The organism is Streptomyces sp. NPDC017943, assembly GCF_044328425.1.
Taxonomy (GTDB): domain Bacteria; phylum Actinomycetota; class Actinomycetes; order Streptomycetales; family Streptomycetaceae; genus Streptomyces; species Streptomyces djakartensis_A.
Genome location: NZ_JBIRHH010000007.1, coordinates 136,691 through 153,725, shown reverse-complemented (window position 1 = coordinate 153,725; position 17,035 = coordinate 136,691). Strand labels below are relative to the sequence as shown.

The 17,035-nt window shown below is 73.3% G+C and carries 15 protein-coding genes and 1 pseudogene; 7 read left to right on the top strand and 9 right to left on the bottom strand.

The annotated features are described in order from the left end of the window. Nucleotides 1-3 precede the first annotated feature (3 nt). Both ACH4C6_RS23545 and ACH4C6_RS23540 read left to right on the top strand, forming a co-directional pair. Entirely contained in the window at nt 4-1,620 is a 1,617-nt protein-coding gene (locus ACH4C6_RS23545) for an FAD-dependent oxidoreductase (protein ID WP_398110567.1), read from the top strand. Nucleotides 1,621-1,857: 237 nt separating this feature from the next. Beyond that, nucleotides 1,858-2,838 (top strand): PAC2 family protein, encoded by a 981-nt coding sequence (locus ACH4C6_RS23540; protein ID WP_398110566.1) that lies wholly within the window; start codon nt 1,858-1,860, stop codon nt 2,836-2,838. A gap of 93 nt (nt 2,839-2,931) precedes the next feature. On the opposite strand, the gene mshC is transcribed toward ACH4C6_RS23540, so the two are convergent. The 4 genes from mshC to ACH4C6_RS23520 all read right to left on the bottom strand — a co-directional run bounded on the left by mshC (nt 2,932) and on the right by ACH4C6_RS23520 (nt 6,427). Further along, nucleotides 2,932-4,161 carry a cysteine--1-D-myo-inosityl 2-amino-2-deoxy-alpha-D-glucopyranoside ligase gene (mshC, locus tag ACH4C6_RS23535; RefSeq protein ID WP_398110565.1) on the bottom strand — a complete coding sequence of 410 codons (1,230 nt, stop codon included), beginning with the start codon at nt 4,159-4,161 and terminating at the stop codon, nt 2,932-2,934. 116 nt (nt 4,162-4,277) lie between these two features. Then, on the bottom strand, nt 4,278-5,108 hold the full coding sequence (locus tag ACH4C6_RS23530; RefSeq protein ID WP_398110564.1) for an SCO1664 family protein: 831 nt from the start codon (nt 5,106-5,108) through the stop codon (nt 4,278-4,280). Continuing rightward, nucleotides 5,072-5,662 (bottom strand): DUF3090 domain-containing protein, encoded by a 591-nt coding sequence (locus tag ACH4C6_RS23525; protein ID WP_398110563.1) that lies wholly within the window; start codon nt 5,660-5,662, stop codon nt 5,072-5,074. The genes ACH4C6_RS23530 and ACH4C6_RS23525 overlap by 37 nt, the downstream gene beginning before the upstream one ends. Nucleotides 5,663-5,740: 78 nt before the next feature. Beyond that, entirely contained in the window at nt 5,741-6,427 is a 687-nt protein-coding gene (locus tag ACH4C6_RS23520) for a histidine phosphatase family protein (protein ID WP_398110562.1), read from the bottom strand. Nucleotides 6,428-6,488: 61 nt separating this feature from the next. Here ACH4C6_RS23520 and corA point away from each other — a divergent pair, with 61 nt between their 5' ends. After that, nucleotides 6,489-7,484 carry a magnesium/cobalt transporter CorA gene (corA, locus tag ACH4C6_RS23515; RefSeq protein WP_398110561.1) on the top strand — a complete coding sequence of 332 codons (996 nt, stop codon included), beginning with the start codon at nt 6,489-6,491 and terminating at the stop codon, nt 7,482-7,484. Nucleotides 7,485-7,506: 22 nt separating this feature from the next. Here corA and ACH4C6_RS23510 read toward each other — a convergent pair whose 3' ends face one another. Further along, nucleotides 7,507-8,295 (bottom strand): ferritin-like domain-containing protein, encoded by a 789-nt coding sequence (locus ACH4C6_RS23510; protein ID WP_398110560.1) that lies wholly within the window; start codon nt 8,293-8,295, stop codon nt 7,507-7,509. 287 nt (nt 8,296-8,582) lie between these two features. Next, the gene (locus tag ACH4C6_RS23505; RefSeq protein ID WP_398110559.1) at nt 8,583-9,638 is read right to left on the bottom strand and encodes an LLM class F420-dependent oxidoreductase; all 1,056 of its coding nucleotides are present in this window, start codon (nt 9,636-9,638) and stop codon (nt 8,583-8,585) included. Nucleotides 9,639-9,848: 210 nt separating this feature from the next. On the opposite strand from ACH4C6_RS23505, the pseudogene ACH4C6_RS23500 reads away from it, so the two are divergent. From ACH4C6_RS23500 to ACH4C6_RS23490, 3 genes and pseudogenes are all read left to right on the top strand, one after another. Continuing rightward, nucleotides 9,849-10,949, top strand: a pseudogene (locus tag ACH4C6_RS23500) (polysaccharide lyase family 1 protein); the annotation flags it as partial. Nucleotides 10,950-11,075: 126 nt separating this feature from the next. Further along, nucleotides 11,076-12,062 carry an aldo/keto reductase gene (locus ACH4C6_RS23495; RefSeq protein ID WP_398110558.1) on the top strand — a complete coding sequence of 329 codons (987 nt, stop codon included), beginning with the start codon at nt 11,076-11,078 and terminating at the stop codon, nt 12,060-12,062. Next, the gene (locus ACH4C6_RS23490; RefSeq protein WP_398110557.1) at nt 12,059-14,407 is read left to right on the top strand and encodes a helix-hairpin-helix domain-containing protein; all 2,349 of its coding nucleotides are present in this window, start codon (nt 12,059-12,061) and stop codon (nt 14,405-14,407) included. Before ACH4C6_RS23495 ends, ACH4C6_RS23490 begins: the two co-directional genes overlap by 4 nt. Before the next feature lie 252 nt (nt 14,408-14,659). Here the strand turns inward: ACH4C6_RS23490 and ACH4C6_RS23485 are convergent, their stop codons facing one another. Then, nucleotides 14,660-15,361, bottom strand: a complete 702-nt coding sequence (locus ACH4C6_RS23485; protein ID WP_398110556.1) for a hypothetical protein — start codon at nt 15,359-15,361, stop codon at nt 14,660-14,662. Between the two features lie 47 nt (nt 15,362-15,408). Between ACH4C6_RS23485 and ACH4C6_RS23480 the strand changes: the two genes are divergently transcribed. Next, the gene (locus ACH4C6_RS23480) at nt 15,409-15,597 is read left to right on the top strand and encodes a DUF5703 family protein (RefSeq protein ID WP_010045410.1); all 189 of its coding nucleotides are present in this window, start codon (nt 15,409-15,411) and stop codon (nt 15,595-15,597) included. Between the two features lie 84 nt (nt 15,598-15,681). Here the strand turns inward: ACH4C6_RS23480 and ACH4C6_RS23475 are convergent, their stop codons facing one another. Further along, nucleotides 15,682-16,611 (bottom strand): chaplin, encoded by a 930-nt coding sequence (locus ACH4C6_RS23475; RefSeq protein ID WP_398110555.1) that lies wholly within the window; start codon nt 16,609-16,611, stop codon nt 15,682-15,684. Between the two features lie 131 nt (nt 16,612-16,742). Continuing rightward, nucleotides 16,743-16,976 carry a chaplin ChpH gene (chpH, locus tag ACH4C6_RS23470; RefSeq protein ID WP_093833159.1) on the bottom strand — a complete coding sequence of 78 codons (234 nt, stop codon included), beginning with the start codon at nt 16,974-16,976 and terminating at the stop codon, nt 16,743-16,745. Between the last annotated feature and the right edge of the window lie 59 nt (nt 16,977-17,035).

Here is a 17,035-nt window from a genome sequence, read left to right as displayed (position 1 = left end):
AGCATGACCACCAAGTCCACCCTGCAGTCCGTGCCTGCCCTGGGGACGCACCCGGCCTCCGGCTCGAACCCGAGCCGAGCCGAGACCAGGGAGCAGCTCTCCAAGGCGTCGTACGACCTTCTCGTGATCGGCGGTGGCATCCTGGGCATCTCCACCGCCTGGCACGCCGCGCAGTCCGGCCTCAGGGTGGCTCTGGTGGACGCCGGCGACTTCGCCGGAGCCACGTCCTCCGCCTCCTCCAAGCTGCTCCACGGCGGCCTGCGCTACCTGCAGACCGGCGCGGTGAAGCTGGTGGCGGAGAACCACTTCGAGCGCCGTGCGGTCTCCCGCCAGGTGGCCCCCCACCTGGCGAACCCGCTCACGTTCTACCTCCCCGTCTACAAGGGCGGGCCGCACGGCGCGGCGAAGCTCGGCGCGGGCGTGTTCGCCTACTCCGCGCTCTCCGCCTTCGGCGACGGCGTGGGCCACCTTCTCTCCCCGGCCAAGGCCGCGCAGGACGTGCCCGAGCTGCGCACGGAGAACCTCAAGGCCGTGGCCGTGTACGGCGACGACCAGATGAACGACGCGCGCATGGCGCTGATGACGGTGCGCGCGGCCGTCGAGGCCGGCGCGGTCGTCCTCAACCACGCCGAGGTGACCGGCCTGCGCTTCACCCAGGGCCGCGTCACCGGCGCCGAGCTGAAGGACCGGCTCTCCGGGGACGAGTTCGGTGTCGACGCCCGGCTGGTGCTCAACGCGACCGGCCCCTGGGTCGACCACCTGCGCCGGATGGAGAACCCGAACGCGGCGCCCTCCATCCGCCTGTCGAAGGGCGCGCACCTGGTCCTCAAGCGCACCTCCCCCTGGAAGGCCGCGCTCGCCACCCCGATCGACAAGTACCGCATCACGTTCGCCCTGCCCTGGGAGGACATGCTGCTGCTCGGCACCACCGACGAGGAGTTCGAGGGCGACCCGGCCGACGTGTCCGTCACCGAGAAGGACATAGCCCAGATCCTCGACGAGGCCGCCTTCTCGGTCCGTGACCAGCAGCTGGACCGCGACCTCATCACCTACGCCTTCGCCGGCCTGCGGGTGCTGCCGGGCGGCCCCGGCGACACCTCCAAGGCCAAGCGCGAGACGGTCGTGACGGAGGGCCGCGGCGGCATGCTGTCCATCGCGGGCGGCAAGTGGACGACCTTCCGCCACATCGGCCGGACGATCATGAAGAAGCTGGAGTCGCTGCCGGGCCACCCGCTGGGCGACGACTTCGAGCCGATCGGCGCGCTGCCGAAGAAGCTCCCGCTGCCGGGCATCGCCAACCCGCGTGCGGTGGCCCACCGGCTGCTGACGGACCGTCCGGCGCCCGGCCCGCGCATGGCCGCCGACACCGCCAGGCACCTGGCCACGCACTACGGTTCGCTGGCGTTCGACATCGCCCGCCTGGCCAACGAGAGCCCGGAGCTGGCCGAGCGCGTCCACCCGGACGCCCCGGAGATCTGGGCACAGGTCGTCTGGGCCCGGGACCACGAGTGGGCCGAGACGCAGGACGACGTGCTGCGCCGCCGGACCACGCTGACGATCCGCGGCCTTGCCACCGACGAGATCCGCTCCAAGGTGCAGGACGTGCTCGACAAGAAGTAGGGACCACCCGGCCGGACCGGGTCCCCGAGCGCCGCAGGGGCGGCTCCGCGCCGACGGAGCCGCCCCTGCGGCGTGCCCGGCCGCGCCGTCGGCGACAGCCCGTCCGTGTCCGGGGTGTTCGCGTGCGGATCACGGGGCAGTGATGGGGCACTCCCCCTGCGAGGGGGCTGCGGGCGCCCCCGCCGCACGCCGTAAGGTTGGGTGGTCAGGCGAGGGCACGTCGGAAGGAGGCGCTGGGTGATCGAGCTCGAGGGGGTTCCCGAGCTGATCGACCCGGTCATGGTGGCCGCGTTCGAGGGCTGGAACGATGCGGGCGACGCCGCCTCCACCGCGGTCGCGCATCTGGACCGGGAGTGGAAGGGCGAGGTGTTCGCGGCGCTGGACGCCGAGGACTACTACGACTTCCAGGTCAACCGCCCCACGGTGTTCATGGAGGCCGGCGTCCGCAAGATCACCTGGCCGACGACGCGGTTGTCGGTCGTCCGGGTCGGCGGCGAGAAGCCGCGCGACCTGGTGCTGGTCCGCGGCATCGAGCCGTCCATGCGGTGGCGCTCGTTCTGCAACGAACTGCTCGGCTTCGCGCACGAACTCGGTGTGGAGCTGGTGGTCGTCCTCGGCGCCCTGCTGGGCGACACCCCGCACACCCGGCCGGTTCCGATCAGCGGGACGACGTCCGACCCGGACCTGGCCCGCCGCATGGACCTGGAGGAGACCAAGTACGAGGGCCCCACGGGCATCGTCGGGGTGCTCCAGGAGGCCTGCACCCACGCGGGTGTGCCGGCCGTGTCGCTGTGGGCCGCGGTGCCGCACTACGTGTCGCAGCCGCCGAACCCGAAGGCGACCCTCGCCCTGCTCAACCGCCTGGAGGACCTGATCGACGTGCGCATCCCGCTGGGCGAGCTGCCCGAGGACGCGCGCGCGTGGCAGGTGGGGGTGGACCAGCTGGCCGCCGAGGACAGCGAGGTCGCCGAGTACGTGCAGTCGCTGGAGGAGGCCCGGGACACCGCCGAGCTGCCGGAGGCGTCCGGCGAGGCCATCGCCCGCGAGTTCGAGCGCTATCTGCGCCGCCGTGACGGCGGCGGGCCGACCGCACCCGGCGGGCACGCCACGGACGGCGGCGAGGGCCCGCCGTACCTGCGGGACAACCCCGGCGGCCGGACCAGACCGCCCAAGCCGTCGAAGCCGGGCACGGACGACGAGGATCCGTCGGAGGACTAGAGGATCCGTCGGAGGACTGGACGGCGCGGCGCGCACATGTGTGAGGGGCGCCTTCCCGGCCGGGAAGGCGCCCCTCACACATGTGCCGGAGGGCTAGAGAGCCACGCCCAGCAGGGCGTCCACGGCCCGCGAGACCACCCCGGGGGCGCCGGCGTCGGTGCCGCCGTCCCGTTCCTGCCCGGCCGCCCAGCGGTCGACCGCGGCGAGGGCGGCCGGGGCGTCCAGGTCGTCGGCGAGGGCCGCGCGGATCTCGTCCACGAGCGCCTCGGCCGGCGGTCCGTCGGGCTGCGAGACGGCGGCCCGCCAGCGGTCCAGCCGCGCCACGGCGTCGGCCAGGACCTGGTCGGTCCACTCCCAGTCCGCGCGGTAGTGGTGGGCGAGCAGGGCGAGACGGATGGCGGCCGGGTCGACACCGTCCCGGCGCAGCGTGGAGACGAAGACCAGGTTGCCCTTGGACTTGGACATCTTCTCGCCGTCCAGGGCGACCATGCCGGCGTGCACGTACGCCTTGGCCATGGGGAACTCGCCGGTGAGGACCTGGGCGTGCGAGGCACCCATCTCGTGGTGCGGGAAGGCCAGGTCGGAGCCGCCGCCCTGGATGTCGAAGCCCATGCCGAGGTGGTCCAGGGCGATCGCCACGCACTCGATGTGCCAGCCGGGCCGGCCGCGGCCCAGGGAGGCGCCGTCCCAGCTGGGCTCGCCCTCGCGGGCCGCCATCCACAGCATCGGGTCGAGCGGGTTCTTCTTGCCCGGCCGGTCCGGGTCGCCGCCGCGCTCGGCGGACAGCAGCCGCATCGCCGCGGCGTCCAGGTTCGACACCTTGCCGAAGTGCGGGTCGGACTCGACGGAGAAGTAGACGTCGCCGTCGAGCTCGTAGGCCGCGCCGGCGTCCCGGAGCCGCTCGACGAGCGGGACGATGCCGGGTATCGCCTCGACGGCGCCGATGTACTGCTGGGGCGGGAGCATCCGCAGGGCCGTCATGTCCTCGCGGAAGAGGGCCGTCTCCTGCTCGGCGAGGGCGGCCCAGTCGAGTCCGTCGCGCTGGGCCCGCTCCAGGAGGGGGTCGTCGACGTCGGTGACGTTCTGGACGTAGTGAACCTGCCGCTTGGTGTCGAGCCACACGCGCTGCACGAGGTCGAACGCGTTGTAGGTCGCCGCGTGTCCGATGTGCGTGGCGTCGTACGGCGTGATGCCGCACACGTAGATACGGGCGACGGGACCGGGGTCGAGGGGGACGAGACCACCGGTCGCGGTGTCGTGGATCCTCAGGTCGCGGCCCTGACCAGGCAGGGCGGGGACCTCGGAAGCGGGCCAGGCATGCATGCCTTGAGCCTAACCGGACTGAAGTTCCATATACGAACGGGAGCGGGCCGGACGGCCGAGAAGGCGCTCTTGCGGTGCGCCGGACACTGTGCTGCTGCCGGGGCGGGCCGCCCCGCCTACACGGGTGGCCAGGGAATCGCGGGCCATTCCCCGCCCGGCTCGGGATGGGTGCCCGAGGCGAGCAGCGCGCCGACCCGGGACCGGGTGGCCTCGATCTCGGCGCCGGTGATCAGCGGAGCGAGCCGTGCGGCCAGCGCGCCGCCCTCGGCCAGGTCCTTCCTGAGGCCCTCCAGGACGTCCAGGGCCTCCGGGGTGAGGGGCTCGCCCGCCCACCCCCACAGCAGGGTGCGCAGCTTGTTCTCGACGTTGAAGGTGACGCCGTGGTCGATGCCGAACAACCGTCCCTCGCCGGTGGGCAGCAGATGGCCGCCCTTGCGGTCGGCGTTGTTGATCACGGCGTCCAGGACGGCGAGCCGCCGCAGCCGTTCGTCGTCGGCGTGCACCAGCAGGGCCGTGCGTCCCTCGCCCACCTCCGCGAATCCGATCGCCTTCCAGCCCGGCTCCGGCTCCTCCCCGTCGACCAGGGCGAGCAGCTCGGCGTCCGGGGCCGCCTCGATCCACAGCTGGCACATGCCCTCGCCGTAGGGGCCGTCGCGCAGCACCGTGGGCGGGACGAGCCCCCAGCCGGTCGCCTCGGAGACGGCGTACGCGGCGACCTCGCGCCCGGCCAGGGTCCCGTCGGGGAAGTCCCACAGGGGCCGCTCCCCCGCGACCGGCTTGTACACGCAGGCCGCTTCCGCGCCCTCGTGGGTCACCGTGCAGTACAAGGCCGCGTTCGAGGCCTCACGAATGCGTCCGCGCACGGTCAGTTCGCCCGCGGCGAGCAGCGCGGCGGCGTCCTCGGGAGGCGTCACGCTCCGCGGCGGTATCCGTTCTGGCGCGGACATACGTGTCCTTCCGGGTCGAGCGGGAGGCTGCACAGCGGGCACGGCGGCCGCCCTTCGTTGACGACGTCCAGGGCGCGCTTGGCGAAGGCCCGGGCCTGCGCGCCGGTGAGCCGCACCCGCAGCATCGGGGGGCCGTTCTCCTCGTCCTGGAGCAGCCGCTCCTCCGCCTCGGCGAGGTCCTCCTCGGACTCGGCGTCCAGTTCGACGAGCGCCTGGGCCTCGACGATCATCAGCTGCTCGTCGCCGTCCCAGGCGAGCGCCATGGTGCCGACCCGGAACTCCTCCTCGATGGGGGTGTCCAGCGGGGCGGTGTCGGTGATCTCCGACGGTGCGACGGCGGGGACGGAGGCACTGCCGCCGCTCCGGCGCACGACCTCGTCGAGCAGTTCTTCCATCCGCTCGGCGAGCGCCGCGACCTGGGTCTTCTCCAGGGCCACGCTCGTCACCCGGGTACCGGCGGAGGCCTGCAGGAAGAACGAACGGCGCCCGGGCAGTCCGACCGTGCCGGCCACGAAACGCTCCGGATGGTCGTAGAGGAACACCTGACGGGACACGTCCTGTCTCCATGGGAATCGTGGGAACCGTGTGAGCACGGCACTGCTGCGACCGCTTCACCCTACTGCGGCCGACGATCACGGTGCGCCCGCACCACCCCCGACGGTGGCGTCGTCGCCCGGCGGCTCCTCGCGCGGCGCCAGGGAGGCGAGGTCGCCGGTGTCGCCGAGGCGGACGAGGTAGGGGCGCAGCCGGGTGTAGCGGATCGCCGTGACGGAACACGGTTCGACGGAGATCCGCTGGAAGAGGTCGAGGTGCAGTCCCAGGGCGTCCGCGACGAGCGACTTGATGATGTCGCCGTGCGAGCACATGAGGTAGACGGCCTCGGCGCCGTGGTCGCGCTCCACGCGCGCGTTCCACTCGCGCACGGCCTCGGCCGCGCGGGTCTGCATGGCCCGCATGGACTCGCCGCCGGGGAAGGCCGCCGCGGAGGGGTGCGCCTGCACGACCTCCATCAGGGGTTCGTCCTTGAGTTCGGCGAGCTTGCGCCCCGACCAGTCGCCGTAGTGGCACTCGCCGATGCGTTCGTCGGTGTGCGCCGTCAGCCCCGGGCGGGCCCGGAGCAGCGGCCGGATCGTCTCCTGGCAGCGCTGGAGCGGGCTGGCGACGACTTCGGCGAGGGGCAGTGCGGCAAGGCGCCCGGGCAGCGCGGCGGCCTGTGCGGCCCCGCGCTCGTCGAGCGCGACGCCGGGCGTCCACCCGGCGAGCAGGCCCTCGGTGTTTGCGGTGGAGCGTCCGTGCCTGACCAGGATCAACGTGGGCATGCGCTCCAGCGTAGGCGCACGCGCGCGTGCGGTGTCGTTCGAGTGACGGGAGACTCGCCTCGTGATCGTGGACTGTGCCATCTACCGCGACGGGCAGCGGACGGAGGGGTCCGAGGACTTCTCGGAGGCGCTGGGCGAGGCCCGGACGGCGGGCGGGTTCGTGTGGATCGGGCTGCACGAACCGACCGAGCGCGAGTTCGAGCACGTCAGCCGGGAGTTCGGCCTGCACCCGCTGGCCGTCGAGGACGCGCTCAAGGCCCATCAGCGGCCCAAGCTGGAGATCTACGACGACTCGCTGTTCGTGGTGCTCAAGCCCGTGCGCTACGAGCCGCAGAGCGACACCGTCTCCACCGACGAACTCATGATCTTCCTCGGCGACTCGTTCGTGGTGACCGTGCGGCACGGTGAGAGCGCGCCGCTCAAGACCGTCCGCAACCGCCTGGAGCAGGAGCCGGACCTGCTGTGCAACGGGCCCACGTCCGTGCTGTACGCGGTCGCCGACGCCGCGGTCGACCACTACCTGGACGTCGCGACGGAGCTGCAGGCCGACCTGGAGGGCCTGGAGGCGGAGGTGTTCTCCCCCGACGGGGGCGGTTCGCGCAACACGGCCTCGCGCATCTACGACTTCAAGCGGCAGGTCCTGGAGTTCCGCCGGGCGACCGGTCCGCTGGCCCTGCCGATGAGCCGGCTGGCGGGTACGGCGCCCTACGGCGTGGCGGTGCCCTTCGTGGACGACGGGGCCCGGCCGTTCTTCCGGGACGTCAGCGACCACCTGACGCGGGTCAACGAGTCCGTGGAGAACCTGGACCGCCTGGTGTCGGACATCCTGTCGGCGCACCTGGCGCAGATGAGCGTCCGGCAGAACGACGACATGCGCAAGATCTCCGCCTGGGCGGCCATGGCCGCGATCCCCACGATGTTCGCGGGGGTCTACGGCATGAACTTCGAGCACATGCCCGAGCTGCACTGGGTGTGGTCCTACCCCGCGCTGATGGCCCTGATGGCCGCCCTGGAGTTCATGGTGTTCCGGCTGTTCAAGCGCCGGGGCTGGCTGTAGGGCGGCCGGGTCGGGTCGCCGGTCAGGCGTACTCGGGTTCGGGCGTGGCGGGGCCGCCGAGGGCGTTGCGGCGCTCGGGCGTCGTGAGCGACACCATCCGGCGCCAGCCGCCCAGCCGCTCGTAGGCGTACACCGCGTGGATGCCGGCCGCGAGCACCGCCGACTTCGCCTTGGACCAGCCGAGGATGCGGCCCATGTGGGCCATGACCGCGAGGCTGACGTCCCGGTAGATCCGGATCTCGGCGAGCGCGCACGCGCGCAGGGTCCGCTGGATGGTCCGGCCGTGTCCGGCGCGGGCGAAGCGCAGCAGTTCCTCGTGGCAGTAGGCGAGGTGGTTGTCCTCGTCGTTGGAGATCTGGCGGACGGCCCGGCCGATGTCCGGGTGGTCGGCGAAGTGCTTGCGCAGCAGCTCCATCTGCTCGGAGGCGCGCTGTTCGGTGACCCGGCTGTGCGAGAGGTAGGTGACGATGTCTTGGACGGTGAGCTGCTCGTCGCGCCGCAGCTGCTCGTGCGCGAGGCCGATGCCGTTGCGCTCCAGGAGCATGGTGTAGTCGGTGTCCGGCGGGACCGGGACGGGGTCCAGGCCGCGCTTCTTCAGCAGGGCGTTGAAGATGCGGCCGTGCTTGTCCTCGTCGGCGCCGTGCCGGCTGATCTTGGGGGCGAGCGCGCGTTCGGTGTCGGGCACCAGGGCGGCGATACGGGCGTTCTCCCAGCCGCCCTGGGACTCGCCGCTCGCGGCGATGGAGCAGAACAGGGCGAAGGACTCGTCGTTGGCGAGGATCTCCTCGAACAGACTCTTGGCCGAAAGCATCGTGGGCACCTCTCCCGCGCACGTGCGCGTGCTGCCGATCCGCAGGTCTCCGCGGAGAACGAGTCAAGTGCGGGGTGCGGGGTGCTGCAACAGGTGTGGGGGACGGCTCGGCCGAATGGTGGACGCAGGGGCACAGCGCGCCGGGTGGATCCGGTGGCGGCGCGGGCGTAACCGAGCCGGGCCCGGCGCGTTGTTCCGCGTGACGGCCGTGGCGGGGAAGACCCCCGAGCCCCCACCACGGCCGCGAAAACCTCAGGGCCCGCCCGACGGGCCCGTTCGGCCGGGGCTCAGGCGAGACCGGCGCGCTCCAGGGCCTCGGTGCCGGCGCGCAGGGACGCGAGCCGCTCGTCGAGCGTGAAGCCCGCCGGTGCGAGGGACAGGGTGGTGACCCCGGCCGCGGCGTAGGCCTTCATCCGGTCGGCGATCCGGTCCACGGAACCGAGCAGGGTCGTCCGGTCGATCAGGTCGTGCGGGACGGCGGCCGCGGCGCCCTGCTTGTCGCCGGAGAGGTACTTGCCCTGGATCTCGGCGGCCTCCCGCTCGTAGCCCATGCGCTGGGCGAGCTGGTTGTAGAAGTTCTGCTTCGGGCTGCCCATGCCGCCGACGTACAGCGCGGTGTAGGGGCGGAAGGTGTCGGCGAGCGCGGCCACGTCCTTGTCGTCGCCGACCGCGAGCGGCAGGGTCGGGCACACGTCGAACCCGTCGAGGGTCTTGCCGGCCTTCTCCCGTCCGGCGCGCAGGTGCTTGATCGTGGTGTCCTCCAGGTGCTCGGCGGAGGGGAAGATCAGCAGGGCGCCGTCGGCGATCTCACCGGTCTGCTCGAGGTTCTTGGGGCCGATCGCGGCGATGTACAGCGGGATGTGCTCGCGCTGCGGGTGCACGGTGAGCTTGATGGGCTTGCCGGGGCCGCCGGGCAGCGGCAGCGTCCAGTGCTGCCCCTCGTACGACAGCCGCTCGCGGGTCATGGCCTTGCGGACGATCTCGACGTACTCGCGGGTGCGGGCGAGCGGCTTGTCGAACTTCACGCCGTACCAGCCCTCGGAGACCTGCGGGCCGGAGACGCCGAGGCCGAGGCGGAAGCGGCCGCCGGACAGGGAGTCGAGGGTGGCGGCGGTCATGGCCGTCATCGCGGGCTGGCGGGCCGGGATCTGGAAGATGGCGGAGCCCACGTCGATGCGCTCGGTCTGGGCGGCGACCCAGCTCAGCACGGTGGCCGCGTCGGACCCGTAGGCCTCGGCGGCCCAGCAGACGGCGTAGCCGAGGCGGTCGGCCTCCTGGGCGACGGCCAGGTTGTCCGCGTCCATTCCGGCACCCCAGTAGCCGAGGTTGATACCGAGCTGCATGCCGATTCCCCTTACTGATCAGTAACGTGCCTTGTGCGCAGACCTTAGCGCGGGGCCGCCGCTCGGGACAGCGACAGGGCCACGATCTTTCACATGGGTGAACAAGGATCAAGTACGCGACCATTGACGCGTACACAGCGGATTCTCTACCGTCTCCGGAAAGCGCTTTCTAACCCCACCCGCACTCCGCACGGAAACGGAGAGGTACGGATGAAGCGAGCAATCTCCCCGCGACTCGGCGCGGCCCTGGCCACCCTGGCCCTGGCCGCCGGAACCGGAACGGTCGTCTCGGCGCCCGGGGCGTCGGCCGCGACCGGCAGCGCCACCGGCTACGCGACGCAGAACGGCGGCACCACCGGCGGCGCCGGCGGGCAGACGGTCCGGGCGACGACCGGGACCGCGATCCACGCCGCCCTGTGCGGCCGGGCCGGCAGCAGCACGCCCCTCACCATCGAGGTCGCGGGGACCATCACCCACGCCAACACCAAGAAGGTCTCCGGCAGCAGCTGCGACACCGCCGACGGCGTGATCGAGCTGAAGAAGATCAGCAACGTGACGCTGGTCGGCGTCGGCAGCGGTGCCGTCTTCGACCAGGTGGGCATCCACATCCGCGAGTCGAGGAACATCGTCATCCAGAACGTGACGGTGCGGAACGTCAAGAAGTCCGGCTCCCCCACGTCCAACGGCGGCGACGCCATCGGCATGGAGAGCAACGTGCGCAACGTCTGGGTCGACCACACCACCCTGGAGGCCTCGGGCGGCGAATCGGAGGGCTTCGACGGCCTGTTCGACATGAAGAACAACACCCAGTACGTGACGCTGTCCTACAGCGTCCTGCGCAACTCCGGCCGCGGCGGCCTGGTCGGCAGCAGCGAGAGCGACCGGTCGAACGGGTTCATCACGTACCACCACAACCGCTACGAGAACATCGACTCCCGCGCCCCGCTGCTGCGCGGCGGCGTCGCGCACATGTACAACAACCACTACGTGCGCCTCAACGAGTCCGGCATCAACTCCCGGGCCGGCGCCCGCGCCAAGGTGGACAACAACTACTTCGAGGACTCCAAGGACGTCCTCGGCACCTTCTACACCGACGAGGCGGGCTACTGGCAGGTCGCCGGCAACGTCTTCGACAACGTGACGTGGTCCCAGCCGGGCAGTGAGAACCGCCCGGCCGGCCCGAACCCGACGTCGAACACCACGGTCTCCGTCCCCTACTCCTTCCGGCTCGACGCGGCCGGCTGCGTGCCCGCGGTCGTGAACCGCACGGCGGGCGCGAACAAGGGGCTCCAGGTGTCGGACGGGAGCTGCTGACCCGGAGCGCCGGGCTGTGGCGGCCGGACCGGGGGCGGCCTCGGGGAGCTCACCGTCCGCCCCCGGAAATCGGTCGTCCACAGCCACCCACACGGTAGGTTCTGGCCAGTAATCTCGGCGTTCATGGAGCAGAGGCATCTCGGCCGCACCGGCCTGCGTGTGTCCCGCATCGGGCTCGGCACCCTGACCTGGGGACGGGACACCGACGAGCACGACGCCGCGGACCTCATGAAGACGTTCTGGGAGGCGGGCGGCACCCTCGTCGACACGGCGGACGTGTACGGCGACGGCGAGGCCGAGTACCTGCTGGGCAGGCTGATGGACGGCCTGGTCCCGCGCCGGGACCTGGTCGTCTCGACCAAGGCCGGGAGCGTGCCGGACCCCGACCGCCGCGTCGACGGCTCCCGCGGCCATCTGCTCGCCGCGCTCGACGCCTCGCTCGCCAGGCTCGGCACCGACTACGTCGACGTGTGGCACGTCCACGCCTACGACCCGGACACCCCGCTGGAGGAGACCCTCCAGGCCCTCGACCTGGCGGTCGCCAGCGGACGGGCCCGCTACGCGGCGGTCTCCAACTTCTGCGGCTGGCAGCTCGCCAAGGCGGGCACCTGGCAGATGGCCGCGCCCGGCACCCGGACCCGGCTGGCCGCCACCCAGCTCGAGTACTCGCTGCTCCAGCGGGGCGTCGAGCGCGAGGTGCTGCCGGCCGCGCTCGACCTGGGCGTGGGCCTGCTGCCGTCCTCGCCGCTGGGTCGCGGGGTGCTCACCGGGAAGTACCGGGGCGAGGCGGTGCCGGCCGACTCACGCGGCGCCTCGGAGCACCTCGCGCCGTTCATCGCGCCCTATCTGGACGACACGGCGAGCCGCATCGTGGACGCCGTCTCGACCGCGGCCGACGGGCTGGCGGTGACGCCGTTGCAGGTGGCCCTGGCCTGGGTCCGCGACCGGCCCGGCGTGACGGCGCCGATCGTCGGCGCGCGCAACGCGCAGCAGCTCACGGCGGCATTGTCAGTGGAGACCCTTAGTCTTCCTGACGAGATCTGCCGGGCGCTGGACGATGTGTCGGCGCCCGTGCACCGCTATCCCGATCACGACTGGAGCACGCTGTGAGCACGGAGCCCGAGACCACGGAGGACGCCGAGCCGGGGACGCCGGGCACACAGGGCACGGCGGGCGGCGACGCCGGGGGCGAGCTCGCCGCGGGCCAGGGCGGTGAGCCCGAGGGCGGGCGGACGTCCGCCGGCGACGGCACCGCACCCCGGGTCGAGCGGACTCCCCCGGGCGAGGGCAACGGCGACGGCGACGGCGACGGCGACGGCGAGGGCGAGGGTGACGGCGTCGGGGGCGGCCAGGTGTCCGAGGCCGAGGCGGAGTTGCTGGCGCAGCGGGCCGAGCGGGAGCGGATCGAGCAGCGCAAGGCCGAGAAGAAGGGGCCCATCGAGGCCGGTGCCAAGCTGAGCGGCAAGGCCGCCGACCTGCTCGCGGCCGTCCGTGCCGTGGAGAGCGGCGAGAAGCCGGTGGCCACGGTGTTCGAGGACCCCGCGCCCGCCCCCCGCCGCTCCGCCCCCGAGCCCGACCGGCCGTCCCGCCCCGTGGCCGCCGAGACCGTCGCGGCGTCCCCGGCGGCTCCCGCCCCCGAGGCCGTGCAGACGGTGCGGCGAGTCCTGACGGAGGGGGGTGCCCCCGAGGCCCTCGCACCGCAGGTGGCCGCCGCCCTCGGAGAGGGCGCGGACGAGCTGCTGCGCAGCGACCCCTGGCAGTTGCTGCGCGTGCCCGGCGTGCGACCCGACCAGGCCGACGGGTTCGCGCGGGCGCTGCTGGGCGCCGAGTGCGGCCCGGACGACGAGCGGCGCGGCCGGGCCCTCACGGTCTGGCTCCTGGAGCAGGCGGCCCTGGCCGGGCACACGGCCCTGGAGATGCCGGCGCTGCTCGCGGCCCTGGCCCAGCGGAGCGTGCCGGACCCCGACAGCGCCGTGCAGGACGCGATCGCGGAGGGTGACGCGCTGGTGTTCCAGGACGCCCTGGCGGAGCCCGGCGCCCCGGCCCCCACCAGCGGCGAGGAGACGGAGGACGACGAGGCGGAGCGCCCGATCCGCGTCCTGGTCGGCCTGGAGCGGTACGCGCTGGCGGAGGAGAGCCTGGCCGACGGTCTGGCCCGGCTGGTCAACTCCACGCCGAAGCAGGACGATTCGGCGGAGGAGTGGGAGCGGGCCGCAGCCGCGACCCAGGGGTCGGCGGCCGAGCTGCTGCGCGCGGTCGCCGGGCACGGCCTGGTCCTGCACACCGGCGCGGAGGCGTCCCTGGCGGAGCCGGCGGCCCTGCTGCACGCGGCACACGGCCTGGGACTGCGGGCCTGGGCGGCGACGCACGGCCCGGTCGGCCGTGACCGCTTCGCGGTGTTGCTGCGGCGGACGAGCGGCTCGGGGCCGGTGGAACAGCCGGACGACCCGGCCCGGGGACCGGGTGGCCCCTCCTCCGCGGCCCCGTCCACCGCTGCGGACCTGCCCGTCGCGACCGTGCCGGGGCTGCTGGCCGGTCAGGAGGGTCCCGGCCGGGATGCCGACGGCGCCTTCGCCCTCGATCTGCTCGTGGTCCTCGACGCGCCGCAGCTCGACGTCGAGACGGCGGCCCTGCTGACCGAGTCGCTGCCGGACGGGGCGCGGCTGGTGCTGGCCGGGGATCCGGGAGTGCTGTGGTCGGTGGGCCCGGGCCGGGTGTTCGCGGACCTGCTCGCGGCGCGGATCTGCCCGCAGATCGCCTCGCGCCGCCCGGACCCCGGGCCGCTGGGCGAGCTGGTCTCCGGCATCGGCGTCGGTGAGCTGAACCAGGTCGAGGCACCCGGCAAGGAGGTCGTGATCGTGCCCGTGCGGGACGCGGGCGAGGCGGTGCACCGCACGGTGCAGCTCGTCGCGGACTCGGTGCCGCGGGCGATCGGCGTACCGGCCGAGGACACCCAGGTCATCACACCCGGGCACGGCGGGGCGGTCGGTACGCGCGCGCTCAACGCCGCGCTCAAGGAACGGCTGAATCCCGGCCCCGGCCGCTTCGGCGGCTTCGACCCCGGGGACCGGATCGTCCACTCCCCCGTCCCGGGCCGGGCGGTGACCGGACGCGTGGTGAGGGCGGACGCCGAGGGACTGCACCTGTCGTGCGCGGGCGAGGCCGTCGTGGTGCCGAAGGAGCGGGTGGAGCAGACGGTGCGGCACGGGTGGGCGCTGACCGCGCACCAGGCGGTCGGGAGCCGCTGGCCCGCCGTGGTCGCCGTGCTGCCCGGGGACGCGGCACAGGCGCTCAGCCGGCCGTGGGTGTACACGGCCTTCGGCCGGGCCGACCGCCATCTGTCCGTGGTGCACGGCGTGGAGCAGGCGCTGCCCCGGGCCGTGGCCGAGGTCCCGGCGAAGCCGCGGACGACCCGGCTCCCGGTGCTGCTGGCCCCGCAGGTCGCGGGGGTGTGACGAAGGCGGTGGCCGGGGGCCCGGGCCCCCCGCCCCCCCCCCCCGGGCAGCCCCCGCCCCGGCGGGACCCGCGGGCCGCCGGGCGCCCCGCCCGGGGCGCATTCGACGCCCGCGAGGTGGGGGGGGGGGGGGGGGGGGGGGGGGGGGGGGGGGGGGGGCGGGGGGGCGGGGGGGGGGGGGGGGGGGGGGGGGGGGGGGGGGGGGGCCGGCCCCCCCCCCCCCCCCGCCCCGGTGACCGGCCTCGTCCGCGCTTCAGCGGCGGTCCGCGTCCAGCGGCTCCAGGTCCTCGTCCTCGTCCAGGTCGGTGTCCAGCTCGTCCTCGATGTCGTCCCCGTCGTCCTCGGTGTCGTCGTCCATGTCGTCGAAGACGGCGCTGACGTCGAAGCGGCAGACCACCTGCTGCGGGTCGACCTGCTCGAACGGCGCCTCCAGCCACTCGCCGGGCTCGGCCGGTTCGTCGGCGGCCGTCACCCAGAGCGTGGAGTCGCCCTCCTCCAGCCCGAACTCCTTGTGCCGCGAGGCGATCTCGTCGGGCTCGAACTCCCCGAACAGCAGGCCGAGAGCGCCATGCACCGTGCCGGACGCCGACGGGCCGTCGTCGCCGTCCGCCGCCTCGATCCGCTGTGCGTGGGCCAGCAGCCGCTGCGGTTCCGCGACGGCGTAGTCACGGCGGATCAGCACGCTGACCGCGCTCGGCTCCTCGGGGCCCGTGTACGGGGGCAGCGCGTCCTCCGCACCGGGGATCTCGAAGGGCGTGACCTCGTCGTAGCGGTCGTAGAGCAGTTCGTCGTACGCCTCTGCGGCCGCGGCCAGCTGGTTGAACGCCTCGTAGACGGCCGGGTCGTCCCCTCCCGACCTGCGTTCGACCGCGGCAAGGTGGCGGTCGAGCGCGGTCTTGACCGCCTCGGCGGCGGCGCGTACCTCGGCAGCGGTGGGCTGCGCAGCATCAGACATAGTGCAGACGCTATCCGTACCTGGCCCCAGCCCGCACAATAGATGCGATGCCGGAATACGAATTTGTCGACGTGTACGTGCCGCGCGGGGTGTCCCGCAAGGAGACGGCACGTCTGCTGACGGACCATGCGGAGTACGGACACTGGGAGTTGCACCGTCTGAGCCTGCTGCGCGACGGCAGTCGCAAGGTGCGGTTGCGCCGGCGGATCATCCGCCAGGTGCGGGCCACGTGGTGAGCGGGGACGGCGCACGGGAAGAAGGCACATGACGGAGCGGGCCCCGCATCGGCGGGGCCCGCTCCGTTGGGCGGGGTGGGGGCGTCAGGCCGAGGCGCGGGCCCTGCGGTAGAGGACCGCGCCCGCGAGCAGCGCGCCGGCGCCGGCCGGCAGGGCGAAGCCGAGCGGCAGGTCGCTGCCGGTGCTGGCGAGCTGGGCCTCGCCGTGGGGCCGCAGGACGAACCGGCCGTCCGGCTCGTCGCCGTGCGAGGAGCCGCCCGGCCCCTGGGCGCCGGGGCCCGCACCGCCCGGTCCCTGGCCCCCCGGTCCGTCTCCGCCGGTGCCCGGGGTGCCGGGGCCGTCGCCACCGGGGCCGCCCGGGGCACCCGGGTCACCGGGGTGACCAGGGGTTCCCGGACCACCGGGAGTACCGGGACCATCCGGGCCACCGGGGTTGCCGGGACCACCCGGGCCGCCGGGACCACCGGGGTTGCCGGGACCGCCCGGGCCGCCCGGCTGGCCCGGGTTGCCGTGGCCGCCGCCGGGCGGGGTGCCGTGGTGGCCGTTCCCGCCGTTGCCGCAGTCGTTGCCCGCGCTGGGGTTGGCGATGCCGATGACGTCCACGCTGTTGCCGCACACGTTCACCGGCACGTGGACCGGGACCTGGACGTGGTTGCCCGAGCCGACGCCGGGAGAGTCGGTGGCGTGTCCGCCCGCGTGCGAACCGCCGCCGTGACCGTGTGAACCGCCGTGACCGTGTGAGTCGCCGTATCCCCCCGACGACGAACCACCGCCCCTGTTGGCGCAGGAGTTGCCCACCGACGGATTGAGCACGCCGATGACGTCGACCGTGTTCCCGCAGACGTTGACCGGTGCGTGCACCGGCACCTGCACCGAGTTCCCGGACAGCACGCCCGGCGAGCCCGAGGCGGAGCCCTGGGCGCCCGAGGCGGCGTGCGCGGAGCCGCCCGCGGCGGCGATCACGCCGGTCGCGGCGGCCACGGTCATCAGACCCTTGCGGGTGACCTGTCGCATTGCTGAATACCTGCCTTCGACCCGTTATCGAATTCTTCTCGAATCCACCTGCGGAAGCGTTCGGTCCCGGAGCGCATGGCACGCGCTCCGGGACCGATGGCTTTGGACTCCCCTCTACGGAGGGGAAAGCGTCACTTGTTGACGCAGGTGTTGCCGAAGGCGGGGTTCAGCAGACCGATCACGGAGACCGTGTTGCCGCAGACGTTCACCGGGATGTGCACGGGCACCTGAACGACGTTGCCGGACAGGACGCCCGGGGAGTGCACCGCGGCACCCTGAGCACCCGAGTCGGCGACGGCGAGACCCGCGCCCGCGAGAACCAGGCCACCGGTGGCAGCCGCAGCAGCGACGACCTTCTTGATCATTATTCCTCCTAGTTGGCAAAGCGATCCATCGTGCGATCGCATTACCTGTAACGAGGCTG